Annotated in this window: 15 protein-coding genes; 8 read left to right on the top strand and 7 right to left on the bottom strand. The window is 52.9% G+C overall.

Features of this window, described 5'->3' with window-relative positions; all coding sequences use genetic code 11:
- Positions 1-122 precede the first annotated feature (122 nt).
- The 4 genes from glnA (at position 123) to FCL49_RS23250 (ending at position 4,423) form a co-directional block, all read left to right on the top strand.
- Positions 123-1,532: a glutamate--ammonia ligase gene (gene glnA / locus FCL49_RS23265; protein ID WP_012147549.1), complete on the top strand. Its 1,410-nt coding sequence runs from the start codon at positions 123-125 to the stop codon at positions 1,530-1,532.
- 184 nt (positions 1,533-1,716) lie between these two features.
- Complete coding sequence (gene glnL / locus FCL49_RS23260) at positions 1,717-2,766, top strand: nitrogen regulation protein NR(II) (RefSeq protein ID WP_012147550.1); 1,050 nt, start codon at positions 1,717-1,719, stop codon at positions 2,764-2,766.
- Between the two features lie 8 nt (positions 2,767-2,774).
- Positions 2,775-4,187, top strand: a complete 1,413-nt coding sequence (glnG, locus tag FCL49_RS23255; protein WP_135318561.1) for a nitrogen regulation protein NR(I) — start codon at positions 2,775-2,777, stop codon at positions 4,185-4,187.
- Between the two features lie 113 nt (positions 4,188-4,300).
- Entirely contained in the window at positions 4,301-4,423 is a 123-nt protein-coding gene (locus tag FCL49_RS23250) for a YshB family small membrane protein (protein WP_017894468.1), read from the top strand.
- Positions 4,424-4,470: 47 nt separating this feature from the next.
- On the opposite strand, the gene hemN is transcribed toward FCL49_RS23250, so the two are convergent.
- Positions 4,471-5,844, bottom strand: coding sequence for an oxygen-independent coproporphyrinogen III oxidase (gene hemN / locus FCL49_RS23245; RefSeq protein WP_174355318.1), 1,374 nt, complete (start codon positions 5,842-5,844; stop codon positions 4,471-4,473).
- Between the two features lie 182 nt (positions 5,845-6,026).
- On the bottom strand, positions 6,027-6,578 hold the full coding sequence (gene yihI, locus FCL49_RS23240; RefSeq protein ID WP_174355317.1) for a Der GTPase-activating protein YihI: 552 nt from the start codon (positions 6,576-6,578) through the stop codon (positions 6,027-6,029).
- Between the two features lie 748 nt (positions 6,579-7,326).
- Between yihI and yihA the strand changes: the two genes are divergently transcribed.
- Positions 7,327-7,977: a ribosome biogenesis GTP-binding protein YihA/YsxC gene (gene yihA, locus FCL49_RS23235; protein ID WP_112349269.1), complete on the top strand. Its 651-nt coding sequence runs from the start codon at positions 7,327-7,329 to the stop codon at positions 7,975-7,977.
- Positions 7,978-8,256: 279 nt separating this feature from the next.
- On the opposite strand, the gene FCL49_RS24870 is transcribed toward yihA, so the two are convergent.
- Together FCL49_RS24870 and polA are read right to left on the bottom strand one after the other, a co-directional pair.
- Complete coding sequence (locus FCL49_RS24870; RefSeq protein WP_071892919.1) at positions 8,257-8,304, bottom strand: spot 42 RNA, inhibition of DNA synthesis; 48 nt, start codon at positions 8,302-8,304, stop codon at positions 8,257-8,259.
- 207 nt (positions 8,305-8,511) lie between these two features.
- A complete protein-coding gene (gene polA / locus FCL49_RS23230; RefSeq protein WP_174355316.1) occupies positions 8,512-11,316 on the bottom strand; it encodes a DNA polymerase I in 2,805 nt (934 codons plus the stop codon).
- Positions 11,317-11,820: 504 nt separating this feature from the next.
- On the opposite strand from polA, the gene FCL49_RS23225 reads away from it, so the two are divergent.
- Positions 11,821-12,711, top strand: coding sequence for an acyltransferase (locus FCL49_RS23225; RefSeq protein WP_174355377.1), 891 nt, complete (start codon positions 11,821-11,823; stop codon positions 12,709-12,711).
- Positions 12,712-12,757: 46 nt separating this feature from the next.
- On the opposite strand, the gene dsbA is transcribed toward FCL49_RS23225, so the two are convergent.
- The 3 genes from dsbA to FCL49_RS23210 form a co-directional block, all read right to left on the bottom strand.
- The gene (gene dsbA / locus FCL49_RS23220) at positions 12,758-13,381 is read right to left on the bottom strand and encodes a thiol:disulfide interchange protein DsbA (RefSeq protein ID WP_135318566.1); all 624 of its coding nucleotides are present in this window, start codon (positions 13,379-13,381) and stop codon (positions 12,758-12,760) included.
- Between the two features lie 29 nt (positions 13,382-13,410).
- Positions 13,411-14,397: a serine/threonine protein kinase gene (locus tag FCL49_RS23215; RefSeq protein ID WP_174355315.1), complete on the bottom strand. Its 987-nt coding sequence runs from the start codon at positions 14,395-14,397 to the stop codon at positions 13,411-13,413.
- A gap of 104 nt (positions 14,398-14,501) precedes the next feature.
- Positions 14,502-14,771, bottom strand: coding sequence for a YihD family protein (locus tag FCL49_RS23210; protein ID WP_174355314.1), 270 nt, complete (start codon positions 14,769-14,771; stop codon positions 14,502-14,504).
- A gap of 152 nt (positions 14,772-14,923) precedes the next feature.
- Between FCL49_RS23210 and mobA the strand changes: the two genes are divergently transcribed.
- Positions 14,924-15,517: a molybdenum cofactor guanylyltransferase MobA gene (gene mobA, locus FCL49_RS23205; protein ID WP_174355313.1), complete on the top strand. Its 594-nt coding sequence runs from the start codon at positions 14,924-14,926 to the stop codon at positions 15,515-15,517.
- Entirely contained in the window at positions 15,510-16,028 is a 519-nt protein-coding gene (mobB, locus tag FCL49_RS23200) for a molybdopterin-guanine dinucleotide biosynthesis protein MobB (protein ID WP_174355312.1), read from the top strand. Before mobA ends, mobB begins: the two co-directional genes overlap by 8 nt.
- Positions 16,029-16,055: the final 27 nt, after the last annotated feature.

Genomic DNA, 16,055 nt, shown 5'->3' with positions numbered 1-16,055 from the left:
GGCGATTAAAGCGCTTTCGCAAAGTTGGCACAGTTTTCGCTTTAGTCTTTTCAAGACAAAAAAAGCCAGTTCCACCGATTCGTTCCACGACGAAGACAATGACAAATCCGGGAGAGTTAAGTATGTCCGCTGAACACGTTTTGACGATGCTGAATGAGCATGAAGTGAAATTCGTAGACCTGCGTTTCACTGACACCAAGGGTAAGGAACAGCACGTTACCATCCCTTCTCATCAGGTAAATGCCGACTTCTTCGAAGAAGGTAAAATGTTTGACGGCTCCTCGATCGGTGGTTGGAAGGGCATCAACGAATCTGACATGGTGCTGATGCCAGACGCCAGCACAGCGGTATTGGATCCGTTCTTCGAAGAATCCACTCTGATCATTCGTTGCGACATCCTCGAGCCAGGCACCATGCAGGGCTATGACCGTGACCCGCGTTCAATCTCCAAGCGTGCAGAAGATTTCCTGCGTTCTTCCGGCATCGCGGACACCGTGCTGTTCGGGCCAGAGCCAGAATTCTTCCTGTTCGATGATATTCGCTTCGGCAGCAGCATCCGTGGTTCCCACGTAGCTATCGACGATATCGAAGGCGCATGGAACTCCGGCACCAAATACGATGGCGGCAACAAAGGCCACCGTCCGGCAGTCAAAGGCGGTTACTTCCCGGTTCCTCCGGTCGACTCGTCACAGGACATCCGTTCTACCATGTGTCTGACCATGGAAGAAATGGGCCTGGTGGTTGAAGCGCACCACCACGAAGTGGCAACCGCGGGTCAGAACGAAGTGGCAACCCGCTTCAACACCATGACCAAGAAAGCCGACGAAATCCAAATCTACAAATACGTGGTTCACAACGTGGCTCACGCATTTGGCAAAACCGCAACCTTCATGCCGAAACCTATGTTCGGTGATAACGGCTCCGGTATGCACTGCCACATGTCACTGTCCAAGAACGGGACTAACCTGTTCGCCGGCGACAAATACGGCGGCCTGTCTGAAACTGCCCTGTTCTACATCGGCGGCATCATCAAGCACGCCAAAGCGATCAACGCCCTGGCCAACCCGACCACCAACTCTTACAAGCGTCTGGTCCCAGGCTACGAAGCACCGGTAATGCTGGCTTACTCAGCCCGTAACCGTTCTGCTTCCATCCGTATCCCAGTGGTAGCCAGCCCGAAAGCGCGCCGTATCGAAGCCCGTTTCCCGGATCCAGCGGCGAACCCATACCTGTGCTTCGCGGCTCTGCTGATGGCAGGCCTGGACGGTGTGATTAACAAAATCCACCCTGGCGATGCCATGGACAAAAACCTGTATGACCTGCCACCGGAAGAAGAAGCTGAAATTCCAAAAGTTGCAGGCTCTCTGGATGAAGCGCTGGCTGCACTGAGCGAAGACCGCGAGTTCCTGACCCGTGGTGGCGTATTCACCGACGACGCGATCGACGCTTACATCGATCTGCGTAAAGAAGAAATGGACCGCGTTCGCATGACGCCACACCCGGTTGAGTTCGAACTGTACTACAGCGTTTAAGTTTTACCGCGCCGTCTGCGGACGGCGCTCAGATTTAGTTGTCTTTTTTTGTTGCCGTGGAAACTTTCTGCCCATCTTCGGATGGGTTTTTTTCTCCACCGTATTTTCTGCAAAACTATTCCGTACCGCACGCATGGCGGATGGAGTAGGATAGATGCACTAAAAAGGTGCAGGAGTCTGCTATATGGCAACTGGCAAGCTGCCCGATGCTGGGCAGATCCTCAATTCTCTCATCAACAGCATCCTGCTGTTGGATGACTCGCTGGCGGTTCATTATGCCAATCCGGCGGCACAACAACTGTTGGCACAAAGTTCCCGTAAACTTTTCGGTACGCCGTTACCCGATCTGCTCGGCTATTTTTCGCTGAATGTCGATCTGATGCGTGAGAGCCTGCGCGCCGGCCAGGGCTTTACCGATAGCGAAGTAACCCTGGTGGTTGACGGGCGTGCACATATCCTCTCCCTGACCGCCCAGACGCTGTCTGAAGGCTATATCCTGATCGAACTGGCGCCGATGGATAACCAACGCCGCCTGAGCCAGGAACAGCTGCAGCACGCTCAGCAGGTTGCCGCCCGCGACCTGGTTCGTGGCCTGGCCCATGAGATTAAAAATCCGCTTGGCGGGCTGCGCGGTGCGGCACAGTTGCTGGCCAAGGCACTGCCCGATCCGTCGCTGACCGAATACACCAAGGTGATCATTGAACAGGCCGACCGCCTGCGCAATCTGGTCGATCGCCTGCTGGGCCCGCAACGGCCGGGCCAGCACATTACTCAGAGTATTCATCAGGTGGCGGAGCGAGTCTGCCAACTGGTGTCGCTGGAGAAGCCGGATAACGTGACGCTGGTGCGCGACTACGACCCGAGCCTACCGGAGTTGGCGCACGACCCGGATCAAATCGAACAGGTGTTGCTGAACATCACTCGCAATGCGCTGCAGGCGCTGGGTGAAGCCGGCGGTACCATCACGCTGCGCACCCGCACCGCATTCCAGATCACCCTGCACGGCACCCGCTACCGGTTAGCGGCACGTATCGATATTGAGGATGACGGCCCCGGCGTACCGGCGCAGTTGCAGGACACGCTGTTTTACCCAATGGTCAGCGGCCGCGAAGGCGGAACCGGCCTGGGTTTATCCATCGCCCGTAATCTTATCGATCAGCATTGCGGAAAAATTGAATTTAACAGTTGGCCAGGACATACCGAATTCTCGGTTTACCTGCCTATTCGCCAGTGAGGTTTTCTATGCAACGAGGGATAGTCTGGATCGTCGATGACGATAGCTCCATCCGCTGGGTGCTTGAACGCGCGCTCACTGGAGCGGGTGTGAGCTGCGTGAGCTTCGAAAGTGGCAATGCGGTACTGGAAGCCCTGGCCACGCAAACTCCTGACGTGTTGCTGTCTGACATCCGCATGCCGGGTATGGATGGTCTGGCGTTGCTCAAGCAGATCAAGCAGCGTCACCCCATGCTTCCGGTCATCATAATGACGGCGCATTCGGATTTGGACGCCGCGGTCAGCGCCTACCAGCAAGGGGCGTTCGATTACCTGCCAAAACCCTTTGATATTGATGAGGCGGTGGCGCTGGTAGAGCGCGCCATCAGCCATTATCAGGAACAGCAACAACCGGCACGCAGCCAGCCGGCCAACGATCCGGTGGCGGACATTATCGGCGAAGCCCCGGCGATGCAGGACGTGTTCCGCATTATCGGCCGCCTGTCGCGTTCATCGATCAGCGTGCTGATCAACGGTGAATCCGGCACCGGTAAAGAGCTGGTGGCCCATGCCCTGCATCGCCACAGCCCACGAGCCAAATCTCCGTTTATCGCGTTGAATATGGCGGCGATCCCTAAAGACCTGATCGAATCCGAGCTGTTCGGCCACGAGAAAGGGGCTTTTACCGGCGCCAATCAGATCCGTCAGGGTCGCTTTGAGCAGGCTGATGGCGGGACACTGTTCCTGGATGAAATCGGCGATATGCCGCTGGATGTGCAAACCCGTTTACTGCGTGTGCTGGCAGATGGTCAATTCTACCGGGTCGGTGGATATGCACCGGTGAAGGTGGACGTGCGCATTATCGCCGCCACCCACCAGAACCTGGAGCTGCGGGTACAGGAAGGCAAATTCCGTGAAGATCTGTTCCATCGCCTGAACGTCATTCGCGTACATCTGCCACCGTTGCGTGAACGTCGTGAGGACATACCGCGTCTGGCACGCTACTTCCTGCAAGTTGCGGCCAAAGAGCTGGGCGTTGAGGCGAAGAATCTGCATCCGGAAACAGAAACCGCCCTGACCCGCCTGCCGTGGCCAGGTAACGTTCGTCAGTTGGAAAACACCTGCCGCTGGTTAACCGTGATGGCTGCCGGGCAGGAAGTACTGATTCAGGATCTGCCGAGTGAGCTGTTTGAAACCGCTGCGCCGGAAACGGCCGGCCACAGCTTGCCGGACAGTTGGGCTACGCTACTGGCGCAGTGGGCCGACCGGGCACTGCGTTCCGGTCATCAAAACCTGCTGTCGGAAGCGCAACCGGAAATGGAGCGCACTTTGCTCACGACCGCGCTGCGCCATACCCAGGGGCATAAGCAGGAAGCCGCTCGCTTGCTGGGTTGGGGCCGCAATACGTTAACTCGCAAGTTGAAAGAGTTGGGAATGGAATAGTTTGCGTTGTTGATTATAGAAAACACAATCAAGCGCACAAAAAATCGACTGTTTCAGGCTTTACAGCCGCTCTGGCGGCAGTATGATCGGGGCGCACACTCTGGAGGCTCTCGATGCTGGACTCATTGGTCGCATTCATTTCCCAAGGCGCGGAGCTTGGCTCTGCCGCCAGCCACACGCCGCAGGCAGCCGTTGCTGCGGTGCTGTGCGCAGCACTGATTAATTTCTTCAGTTGAATTGCTAATTGAAAAAATGGCCGCTAATGCGGCCGTTTCTTTATCAATCAAATAACCCGAGAGAATTGCTGAGTGCGCGCCTGTTGCCGCAGGTAGATATCAAAACACATGCAGATATTGCGGATCAGCAACCGACCCCGTGGCGTGACGCGGATACCCTGCTCGTCACGCTCCACCAGCCCATCGCATTCAAACGGTGCCAGCAGTTGCAGGTCTTCGGCAAAATAGTCGGCGAAGTCGATAGAGAACTGTTGTTCTATCGCCAGATAGTCCAGTTTGAAATTGCAGATCAGCGTTTTGATCACCTCACGCCGCAGGCAGTCATCTTCCGTCATCGCCAGGCCGCGCCACAAGGCATTCCCCTGCGCCTCAACGCTACTGTAATAGGTCTTCAGCTCTTTCTGGTTCTGGGCATAGCTGTCCCCCAGCATGCTGATGGCGGACACGCCCAGCCCCAGCAAATCGCTGTCCCCCTGAGTGGTGTATCCCTGGAAGTTACGGTGCAGTTTTCCTTCGCGCTGTGCCACGGCCAGTTCATCATCCGGGCGGGCAAAGTGATCCATGCCGATAAACTGATAGCCGGACTCGGTCAGGGAGGCGATGGTCTGCTGCAGGATATCCAGTTTCTGCTGCGCACTCGGCAAATCCGCATCTTTGATTTTGCGTTGGGCCGCAAACAGATTCGGCATATGGGCATAGTTGAATACGCTGAGGCGATCCGGATTGAGTTCCGCCACCCGCTGCAGGGTGTAAGCGAAGCTCTCCGGCGTCTGCTTTGGCAGCCCGTAGATCAAATCGATATTGGTGGAGTTAAAGCCCAAAGCCTTGGCGCGGGCGATCAGAGCGAAGATAAAGGTTTCATCCTGCTCACGGTTCACCAGCCTCTGCACTTCTTTATTGAAATCCTGTACCCCCATGCTCAGGCGATTAAAACCTTCGCTGCGTAAATGATCGAGCACATCCAGCTCAATCTCGCGCGGATCGACTTCGATCGACATTTCCAAATCGGGGAGAAAATCAAAATGTTGGCGCAGCATTGCCACCAGCTTGCTGATTTGCGACTTGCTCAGGTAGGTCGGTGTACCGCCACCCCAATGCAATTGACCGACTTTACGCCCGGCAAACAGGGGAGCACGCTGGGTTATCTCCTGTGCCAGCACCGCCAGATATTCATCGGCCTTGTGCGTCTGACGCGTCACCAGCTTGTTGCAACCACAGAAATAGCAGAGTTTGTGGCAGAAAGGGATATGCACATACAGTGACAGCGGACGCTCTGGATAACGCGCAGCGGCGCGTTGAAACGCCGCTTCGTCATAGCCCTGGTTGAACTCCAGCGCTGTGGGGTATGAGGTGTAACGCGGCCCTGAATAGTTATATTTCTGGATCAGGGCCAGATCCCAGACAATTGCCTGCTCTGACATGCTCACTCCTTCCGATATTTTTTCCTACCGGGCCGGGAAATGGGCAGTTGTCTATGCTGTCTGGCCGCGGAAGCGCTGCGAAAACGCGTTTTGCGTTTAGACAGCCGCCATAGTTTACCGAATAACCACAGCAGATAACACATCAAGAGTAGGGCTATTGTCAGGATCAGCCACATGACGCGTTAAATTACGTCTTTTGGGTTACCGCCTTTCAGCAGTTTCAGGATATCTTCCCGCTTCTCTTCTTCTTCTTCGTCGTCATCACCCAATTCAATGCCCAATTGCTCCATCAGGGCATCGATACGATCCAGAGTCTGATCAACATAAGTCTGATCTTCGGCGCTCAGAGTCTCGCCGTCATCAATGCGATCCAGCAATGCGTCCAGACGCTCATCATTTTCCAGCTTGGCCAGTTCTTCTTCCGGCGTCAGACGTGGCTTAGGCTTGGCTTCCGCTTTCGGCTTGGGTTGCGGTTTGGCTTTTGGCTTATCTTCAACCACCAGCGCTACCGGCACTTTGCTGCCAATACGCGGGTCTTTGGCCTGAGCCGCCGCTTTATTTTTTTGATTAGCGGACTCAACCTGGGTGCGAGAACCGGAAGCGAGACCACGGCGTTTTTTCGCACGCTTGTGTTCACGGGCTTCCTGATCGAGCTCCGCACGGCTTTTCTTTTTGTTTTTCGGCGTCGCCGCGCTGCTGCGTGGGGCGCGAGGTGCTTTTGATGGCTGGTTCATAGCGTATGCTCTTAGGTATGTAGATTCAGTATAGAGATAGATGCTATACGATTGCGGCGGAATCTAGCAGAAAGCGGACAAAGAAAAAAGGCGGCAGGTTAAACCCGCCGCCTATTTGCACCTTCTTTCGAAGGATATTCCTGCTACGCGCTCCGTGCGCACACTCAACATCCTGGTTTTTCCTTTTGCTATAAACGCATTCCCTGCCGCACTACGTCCTTCATCCTGAAAGAAAAATCGTCCATGGCACAATCCATGCGCATCCACTCTTCCTGAGCGCGCTTCCCGCGGGCATCCAAATTGCAGTGACTTCACCATCCTTGTGCTATTCGCATATTCAGATGCAAATAGGTCAATTCCTTCTGGGTTCATCCTGGCACTCCAGCACTTCCTGTGCACTCCGTGAGATTTATCACCCTTCCCGGATGTTCCTTAATCCTGCACAGCCTTGTGCTGCAATCTACTTTACGCTATCGGGAATCAGGCTCAAGGTAGTTGCCGGGCAATTGGCATAACAAAAAACACAACGGAGAATTAACATTCTGTTTTTAAAGACAAAGAATAAAAACAGCTTTCGAATAAAGCGACATTGCCCCCTATTCGAATGGCGAATGTCTCACAAGCTCGCTTGGGTCTGGCTGCCATGCTCTGCTGGCCCGATGCTTAAAAACAGAGAAACACACCATTTTTACCGCTGATGCAGTTATAATCGCCAACCAGTTAGCCATCCTTGCGGAGACGAAAAATTTTGACCAGCAAGAATTACAATTATCATGTGACCCATTTCGTCACCAGTGCGCCCGATATTCGCCATCTTCCGGGGGATGAAGGTATTGAAGTTGCGTTCGCCGGTCGCTCTAATGCCGGTAAGTCCAGCGCGTTAAATACCCTGACCAACCAGAAAGGCCTGGCGCGTACCAGTAAAACGCCGGGCCGTACCCAGCTGATTAACCTGTTTGAAGTGGAAGAAGGCATTCGCCTCGTCGACCTGCCAGGTTATGGCTACGCCGAAGTTCCTGAAGAGATGAAACGCAAATGGCAGCGTGCGCTGGGTGAATACCTGCAAATGCGTAACTGCCTGAAAGGCCTGGTGGTGCTAATGGATATCCGCCATCCGTTGAAAGATCTCGACCAACAGATGATTCAATGGGCCGTAGATGTCGGTACGCCGGTCATGATCCTGCTGACCAAAGCGGACAAGCTGGCATCTGGCGCGCGCAAGGCGCAGCTCAATATGGTGCGCGAAGCGGTAGTGCCGTTTATGGGTGATATCCAGGTTGAAGCCTTCTCCTCCCCGAAAAAAATCGGCGTCGACAAGCTGAGCCAGAAACTGAATACCTGGTTTAACGAGATCCCACCGGAAGTGCTGCCGGAAGATGACGACACCGCCGGCGAATAATAACGCCCCAGGTGCCGCAGTAGCCGATGTGGAAACGCATCGGCTTTTTTACGCCTGCGATCCGCAAAGTCAGGCCTTTTTCGTTATCTAATTACAGTTTTGACTGAAATCCATCATAAATTCTTATGACCATTTAACGATGGGAACCCGGCGGATGAGCAAATTCAGGGGAGCGAACGAGGAAAAAGTGTTTCGGAGAGAATAGGGAAAACTTATGGCTCAGCTTTGTTTTTACAATAAAAAACGCCCCAGTCAATACTGACTGGGGCGGCTAAATATTCAGCCAAATCCGATTACGTGAAGTAAAAGGTCTGAAAGATAGAACATCTTACCTCTGTACCCTACGCGAGTAACTTTACATGATTTTTTCGCAGTGCAAAAGAATTTTTTGTAGTTTACTTACACAGTTTAGTGCGTAATAACGGCGAGGTTGCGGAAACAATCGCCGTATCTTGTAGCTTAATTACAAAAACTGCTTAGGTTATCGCCAGTTAGCACTCCCACAGGGGAGCAGGCTGACGAATTACCGCATTATCAGTGAGCTTCATCCCAATTGGCACCCACGCCAACGTCGACTTTCAGCGGCACGGCCAACGCCATGCTGTTTTCCATCAGCTCACGAATACGCTGGTTGGACTCCTCAAGCACCGACTCATGAACCTCGAACACCAATTCATCGTGTACCTGCATAATCATACGTACCAGTGGCTTCTCCTGAGCTTGCAACCAGGCGTCCACTTCGATCATCGCACGTTTGATGATATCGGCTGCCGTCCCCTGCATTGGGGCGTTAATCGCCGCTCGCTCGGCCGCCTTACGGCGCATGCCGTTACTGGAACTGACATCCGGCAGATACAGACGGCGGCCATCCAGCGTGCTGACATAGCCCTGACTGGCGGCCTGCTGGCGGGTGCGCTCCATATACTCCAGTACGCCCGGATAACGTTCGAAGTAAAGATCCATGTAACGCTGCGCTTCACCTCGTGGGATCCCTAACTGACGTGCCAAACCAAATGCGCTCATGCCATAAATCAGACCGAAGTTAATCGCCTTGGCGCTGCGGCGCTGCTCGTTGGTCACTTTATCGAGCGGCAGGCCAAACACCTCGGCCGCCGTGGCGCGGTGAATATCCTCACCAGCCGCAAAGGCTTTCAGCAACCCCTCATCCTGTGACAGGTGAGCCATAATACGCAGTTCAATTTGCGAATAGTCGGCAGCAACAATGCGGTAGCCTTCAGGAGCAATAAACGCCTGACGGATACGCCGCCCTTCGTCGTTGCGCACCGGAATATTCTGCAGGTTGGGATCGCTGGAAGAGAGACGCCCAGTAGCCGTCACCGCCTGATGATAAGAGGTATGCACCCGACCACTCACCGGGTTAATCATCAGCGGCAGCTTGTCAGTATAGGTGGTTTTCAGCTTCGCCAAGCCACGGTATTCCAGGATTACCTTCGGTAATGGGTAATCCAGTGCCAACTCAGCCAGCACTTCTTCGTTGGTCGAAGGCGCACCGCCCGGAGTTTTCTTCAGTATTGGCAGCTTTTGCTTTTCGTACAGGATCGCCTGCAACTGTTTGGTCGACGCCAGGTTGAAAGGCTCTTCCGCCAGTTCATGGGCCTGAATTTCCAACTCAGCCAGGCGTTTGGTCAATTCAATAGAGTGGGTGGCCAAAATGCTTTGGTCAATCAACACCCCGGTTCGCTCGATATGCGACAACACCGGCAACAGTGGCATTTCAATCTGATTGAATACCGTCAACAGCTCGGCGCTTTCCTTCAATTGCGGCCACATCGCCAAATGCAATTGCAGCGTCACGTCGGCATCTTCAGCGGCGTAAGGTGCTGCCTGCTCCAATGCAATCTGGTTGAAGGTGAGCTGCTTTTTACCCTTGCCGGCAATCTCTTCGAAGGTCACGGTTTTGTGGCCAAGGTAACGATCGGACAAGCTGTCCATATCGTGACGGCCGCCCACGCTGTCCAGCACATAGGACTCCAGCATGGTATCGAAGGCGATACCACGTAGAGTAATGTCGTAACGCGCCAGCAGGCTCATATCAAACTTCAGGTTTTGCCCGACCTTCAGCGCTTTCTCATCTTCCAGCAGCGGCTTCAGCGTGGCCAACACATGAGCGCGATCCAACTGTGTTGGCGCGTCAAGATAGTCATGTGCCACCGGCAGATAAGCGGCTTCACCCGGCGCAATGGCAAATGACAGGCCGATCAGGTTAGCGGTCAGGGTATCCAGGCCGTCAGTTTCGGTATCAAACGCAAACACTTCGGCTTTTTTCAGTTTTTCCAGCCATTCAGCGAAGGTGTCTTCATCCAGAATGGTGACGTAACCCTCTTGCGACAGCGTCGCTTCTGCCGGGGCTTTTCCGGTTTCTGCCACTGCACTGGCAGAAGATTTCGCCGCGCTGGTTGCTTTCACACCGGCACCTTTCTTGCCTTCCAGCCAAACGCCGGCTTCGACATCGGCCAGCCAGCGTTTAAATTCGTACTGTTTGAACAACTGCTGCAATACGTCGACGTCCGGCGCAGACACTTCGAGATCGGCGCAGGTCAGATCCAGTTCGACGTCGGTTTTGATGGTGGCCAGCTTGTAAGAGAGGTATGCCATCTCTTTGTTCTGTTCCAGTTTGGCCGCCATGGTCTTGGCCCCACGGAAGCTGAGCGTGGCGATACTGTCCAGATTGGCATAGAGCACATCCAACCCACCCAGTCCCTGTAACAGCCCCTGCGCGGTCTTCTCACCCACGCCTGGTACGCCTGGGATGTTATCCGAGGCATCCCCCATCAGCGCCAGGAAGTCGATAATCAGCTCCGGTGGAATACCGTACTTGTCGCACACTTCCTGCGGGCCGAGAATGGTGTTGTTCATGGTATTGATCAGGGTGACGTTCGGTGTGACCAGCTGCGCCATGTCTTTATCGCCGGTGCTGATCAGCACCGCATGACCGGCCTTTTCCGCCTCCAGCGCCAGGGTGCCTATGACGTCGTCGGCTTCAACGCCGGGCGTGACCAACAGCGGCAACCCCATGGCCTTGACCATTTTGTGCAACGGCTCGATTTGCGCGCGCAGATCGTCCGGCATCGGAGGCCGGTGTGATTTGTATTCTGCGAACAGCTCATCACGGAAGGTTTTTCCTTTGGCATCAAACACCACCGCAACGTGGCTTGGCTGGTACTGCAGCAGTAAGCTGCGCAGCATATTCAGCACGCCGTACATTGCCCCGGTCGGTTCACCCGCGGAGTTGGTCAGCGGAGGGAAGGCGTGATAAGCGCGGTAGAGGTAAGAGGAACCGTCAACCAGGATTAATGGGTTTTCTGCAATTTGAGCCATAGCGTTACTTTATCTTTATCGTGACCGGACATGGCGGTAAGCATGCCATAGCTAGACGCCTGAGACGAACCTTAGCGTGCATTGAAGATAAAAATCATGTGATCCTGCGAAGCGATCCGCAAGATCCTGCCTGTGGATAACTTTGTGCATAGAAAAGACAGCAAATTATAACGATGTGATTATCGTTATAAGTGGAAATAAAATTCCTATTGAAATCACTGCGTTAAATTGCGTAATTTTAACTGAGGGTAATTATCGGCTTTTACACAATTTGTGGATATATATTGCACCCAATTTTAATAGCACTATTTATCAAATTTGGCGCCTCAATTACCATAGCACAAGATGAGCAAGTTGCACGAAAACGCAGCAAATGCCTATTTCTTCCTCTATAAAACAGTTACTGTTAACGGGCGCTTTCCCTCTCTGGTTTCTGTTAAAATATTTTTTTGTTCATGCATACCGGCATGTAACGCTGTTGCCATCAACCGTCAGCCCATAACCATGCCAAGATTGTTATCCCCTGTTATTTTTATACTTTCTGCCCTGCTCGCCATTTTGGTGACCGTACTCTGTTCAGTCCCCATCACGCTGGCCGGTATCATTAAGCTACTGGTGCCCTTTCCTGCAGTTTGGCGGCGTATCTCAGCCTTTGCCGATTTTATGATGTGGTGCTGGTGCGTTGGGTTGGCACTGCTACTACGTATTAACGGGCAACTGCGTTGGGATATTGAAGGGTTGGAAGGTCTGGAACGAAAAAACTGGTATCTGCTGATCAGCAATCACGAAAGCTGGTCGGATATTGTGGTGCTGTGCGTGTTGTTCCGTAACCATATTCCAATGAATAAATACTTTCTTAAGCAACAGCTAGCCTGGGTGCCCTTTGTCGGGCTGGCCTGCTGGGCGCTGGATATGCCATTCATGAAACGTTATTCACGAGCCTATTTGCTTAAACACCCAGAAAAACGCGGTAATGACATCGAAACCACGCGCCGCTCTTGCGAAAAATTCCGTAAACGACCTACCACCATCGTCAATTTTGTGGAGGGATCGCGCTTTACTGAAGCCAAGAAAATTAAGACCAACTCCCCCTACCGCAATTTACTGGCCCCAAAAGCCGCCGGTATTGCTTTTACACTCAGTGCATTAGGTAAGCAGTTCGATAAAGTGTTAAACGTCACTCTGCTTTATCCTGAAAATACTGAGCGGCCTTTTCTGGATATGCTGTGCGGACGATTGAAACGCGTTGTGGTAAGAGTTGAGCTGCTGCCAATCGATGAAACCATGCATGGCGATTACTTTAACGATAAGCAGTTTAAGCGTCGCTTCCAGCTTTGGTTGAATACGCTCTGGCAGGATAAAGACCGGCTGCTGGATAAGTTGAAGCAGCTGTAGGGTAAAAAAAAGCCGGCTAAGCCGGCTTTTTTACTTTAAATCTCGGTTACTTCTGCTGGCTGAGGAATTTAACCACTTCGGCGAACTGCTTCACGTAAGCATCCATCGAGCTGGTATCCAGGCCATCATTTTTAACCATGTATTTGCCGTTAACAAATACCGCTGGCACGCCACGCAGTTGCAGATCTTCTGCCGCTTTCTCCTGTTGAACCACCAGGGATTTAACCACGAAGCTGTTCAAGGCCCCATCATAATCAGCCGCGCTTACGCCAGCCTTTACAAACACGTTGCGGATATCATCCGGAGTTTGCACGGTCTGGGTTTTCTGCACCGCTTCAAACATCAGCGGGCTAACCTTATCTTCCACACCCAGCGCCATTGCCACAGCCCAGGCCTGAGTCAGTTGTTTACCCAACGGCCCCAGGAATTCAACGTGGTACTTGGTCATTTTAGTGCCCGCAGGCAGCGCTTTTTTCACATTTTCGGAAACGTGATACACCTGCTCGAACTGATAGCAGTGCGGGCAATAGAAGGAAAAGAACTCCAGGACCTGAGGCTCACCGGTCACCGGCTTATCCAGGGTTACGTACTGAGCACCATCGCTAAATTGCGCAGCAGAGGCACTGAACGCCATTACCATGCCAACGAGTGCCAACCATATTTTCTTCATAAGACTAAACTCTCCATTGTGTTAAAGCTTCAATACATTGGCATCAGCTGCAAAGGGGGTTCCTGCAACAGCTTAACCTGCTCGGTGAATGCCGCCGTCTGAGATAACCAAAAATCAGACTCCGCCATCCACGGAAAACTTTTAGGAAATGCGGGATCTTGCCAACGCCGAGCAACCCATGCCAGGTAGTACACCATGCGCATGGCCCGCAGAGGCTCGATCAACGCTAATTCACTTTGATCAAACTCAGCAAACTCCGAGTAAGCTTCCAGCAGAATATCTAACTGCATCAGGCGATCACGACGTTCACCGTGCAACAGCATCCACAGATCCTGTATCGCCGGCCCATTTCGCGCGTCATCCAGATCAACAAACAGCGGGCCATCACGCCACAGGATATTGCCCGGATGGCAATCACCGTGCAAACGCCGCGGCTGCCAGTCCAGATGCCAATGTTGCTTAATCGCCTCGATCAACCTGTCGGTCGCATTCAGGAAATTTTCGCGCTGGGCCTTCGGTAACAGTTCACAGCTAGCCAATACCTGACGTGGCGCAGTGAGATACTCCTCAATACCCATCGTCGGACGTTCCACAAACAGGCTTTCACTGCCTACCTGATGAATACGCCCCAGGAAACGCCCCACCCACTCCAGTTGATCGAGATTATCGATCTCATACTGCCGTCCGCCAACGCTGGGAAAGACAGTAAAAAAGAAACCGCTGTGCGTATGCAACGTTTGACCCTGCAGGACCAGTGGTGCAACTGCCGGGATCTCCGCCAAGGCAAGATCATGAGAGAACTGGTGTTCTTCACCAATTTGCTCTGCGCTCCAGCGTTCGGGCCGATAAAACTTCACCACGTAACGCTTACGATCTTCGTCCATAAACTGGTAGACGCGGTTTTCATAGCTGTTAAGCGCTGTCAGCCCGGAATCTACACGCAGACCAATACCCTCCAACGCGTCCATAATCAGGTCGGGCGACAGGGTCTGAAAATTAAAAGCTGAGTTGTTCATAACAACATTCGGTTTCGTTTGGTGACATCACTGTGCCGGGAATGAGAAATAGTAGCATTAATGGCAGGTTTCACGAGTAACTGGTTCACCTTACCGCACGAATGCTAATCCTTTATCACCCCACGGGCACGCAGCAATGCCGTTTTGAAGTCTTCTTCGTAATCCTTTTTCAGGCCGGGGATCTGTTCGGTGCCGGCGCTACCGCGCATTTTCAGGTGGTAGATCAGGATATCATCGCTCAGGTCGGCCAGATTGCCCTGGAAACCGGCTTCCTGTGCCAGTTTTTGCAAAAACGGGATCAGGTTGAGATCCGGATCTTCCTGCCAGGCCGACTGTAGCAGCTCAATCAGCTCGTTTACGCGGTGCGTTTTCATCGCAATATCATCCAATAGAATCAATAAACACACAAAGTAACAGGCTTAACAACGCAGTGAAAGAAGCAGCTTGTCAATAAAGGTAAATCCTGATGCCGCACCCTCTTTAGCGCTACAATCAGGGCGTTAGCCATAAATTCGGGATGATGGATATGCATGAGGAGATTACCGGCATTATTTTAGCCGGTGGGCGCGCCACACGTATGGGTGGGGAAGATAAAGGCCTGATTCAGATTGCGGGTATACCGCTGTATCAGTACGTACTTTCTCGGTTACGCCCGCAGGTAGGAAAGATTGCCATCAGTGCCAATCGCAATCAGGCGCGCTATGGCGAAAGCGGTCTGCCAATCGTCAGCGATCTGACTCCAGACTTTTCTGGCCCGCTAGCAGGTATGCTGGCCGGATTGAAACAAGCGACCACCGAATGGGTCGTTTTTGTTCCCTGCGACGTCCCCGATTTTCCCGCCACGCTGGTTAATCAACTCTGGCAACAGAAAGGCAGTTCTCTGGCCGCCTATGCCAGCGATGGGGAGCGGGCACACCCCACTCTGGCACTGTTGCATACCAGCCTGGCGCCTCAGTTGAAAGAGTATCTGGCCCGCGGGGAACGCAAGCTGATGTTGTTCCTGGATGCGGCAGGTGCACGGCAGATCGTATTCAGTGGCCATCAGACGGCATTCCATAATCTTAATACCCGGGAAGACTGCCTGCGCTGGCAGCAGGAAAAAGGACTCACCAATGCATAATGCTCTTCCCCCCTTGCTGGCGATTGCCGCCTATAGCGGAACGGGTAAAACTACGCTGCTTAAGCAATTAATTCCTTTATTAAAACAGCGGGAAATTCGCGTAGGGCTAATCAAACATACTCATCATGATATGGATGTGGATACACCAGGCAAAGACAGTTATGAACTGCGCAAAGCAGGTGCCGACCAAACCTTGGTCGCCAGCGATCGTCGCTGGGCCTTAATGACTGAAACGCCGGAACAGCAACCTTTGGATCTTCAGTATCTGGCCAGTCGTTTTGATCGTAGCAAGGTGGATATGATTTTAGTCGAGGGGTTTAAACATGAGCCCATCAGTAAAATTATTCTCTATCGTGAAGAGATAGGCAGGCCGCTTGAAGATATGTTGGATGAATTTGTTATCGCCGTTGCCAGCGATAAATCGATAGCGGTCAAGACAAGATCCCTGGATCTCAACCAGCCGGAGAGCATTGCCGATTTTATCACCGAATGGCTGAAAGGCGCCGCGTAGCGGCGTCTGTTTTTGTCTTTCGCGCAT

It is taken from the genome of Serratia proteamaculans, from assembly GCF_013337185.1.
GTDB lineage: Bacteria > Pseudomonadota > Gammaproteobacteria > Enterobacterales > Enterobacteriaceae > Serratia > Serratia proteamaculans_D.
The sequence above is the reverse complement of the archived record's forward strand: the minus strand, read 5'-3'. Positions and strand labels throughout refer to the sequence as shown.

Excerpts from the sequence above, each read along its gene's own strand:
- glnA (WP_012147549.1), top strand. The coding sequence starts at position 123 with ATGTCCGCTGAACACGTTTTGACGATGCTGAATGAGCATGAAGTGAAA.
- FCL49_RS23210 (WP_174355314.1), bottom strand. The coding sequence starts at position 14,771 with ATGAAAACGCACCGCGTAAACGAGCTGATTGAGCTGCTACAGTCGGCC.
- FCL49_RS23215 (WP_174355315.1), bottom strand. The coding sequence starts at position 14,397 with ATGAACAACTCAGCTTTTAATTTTCAGACCCTGTCGCCCGACCTGATT.
- glnL (WP_012147550.1), top strand. The coding sequence starts at position 1,717 with ATGGCAACTGGCAAGCTGCCCGATGCTGGGCAGATCCTCAATTCTCTC.
- mobB (WP_174355312.1), top strand. The coding sequence starts at position 15,510 with ATGCATAATGCTCTTCCCCCCTTGCTGGCGATTGCCGCCTATAGCGGA.
- FCL49_RS23250 (WP_017894468.1), top strand. The coding sequence starts at position 4,301 with ATGCTGGACTCATTGGTCGCATTCATTTCCCAAGGCGCGGAGCTTGGC.
- mobA (WP_174355313.1), top strand. The coding sequence starts at position 14,924 with ATGCATGAGGAGATTACCGGCATTATTTTAGCCGGTGGGCGCGCCACA.
- dsbA (WP_135318566.1), bottom strand. The coding sequence starts at position 13,381 with ATGAAGAAAATATGGTTGGCACTCGTTGGCATGGTAATGGCGTTCAGT.
- hemN (WP_174355318.1), bottom strand. The coding sequence starts at position 5,844 with ATGTCAGAGCAGGCAATTGTCTGGGATCTGGCCCTGATCCAGAAATAT.
- FCL49_RS23225 (WP_174355377.1), top strand. The coding sequence starts at position 11,821 with ATGCCAAGATTGTTATCCCCTGTTATTTTTATACTTTCTGCCCTGCTC.
- polA (WP_174355316.1), bottom strand. The coding sequence starts at position 11,316 with ATGGCTCAAATTGCAGAAAACCCATTAATCCTGGTTGACGGTTCCTCT.
- yihI (WP_174355317.1), bottom strand. The coding sequence starts at position 6,578 with ATGAACCAGCCATCAAAAGCACCTCGCGCCCCACGCAGCAGCGCGGCG.
- glnG (WP_135318561.1), top strand. The coding sequence starts at position 2,775 with ATGCAACGAGGGATAGTCTGGATCGTCGATGACGATAGCTCCATCCGC.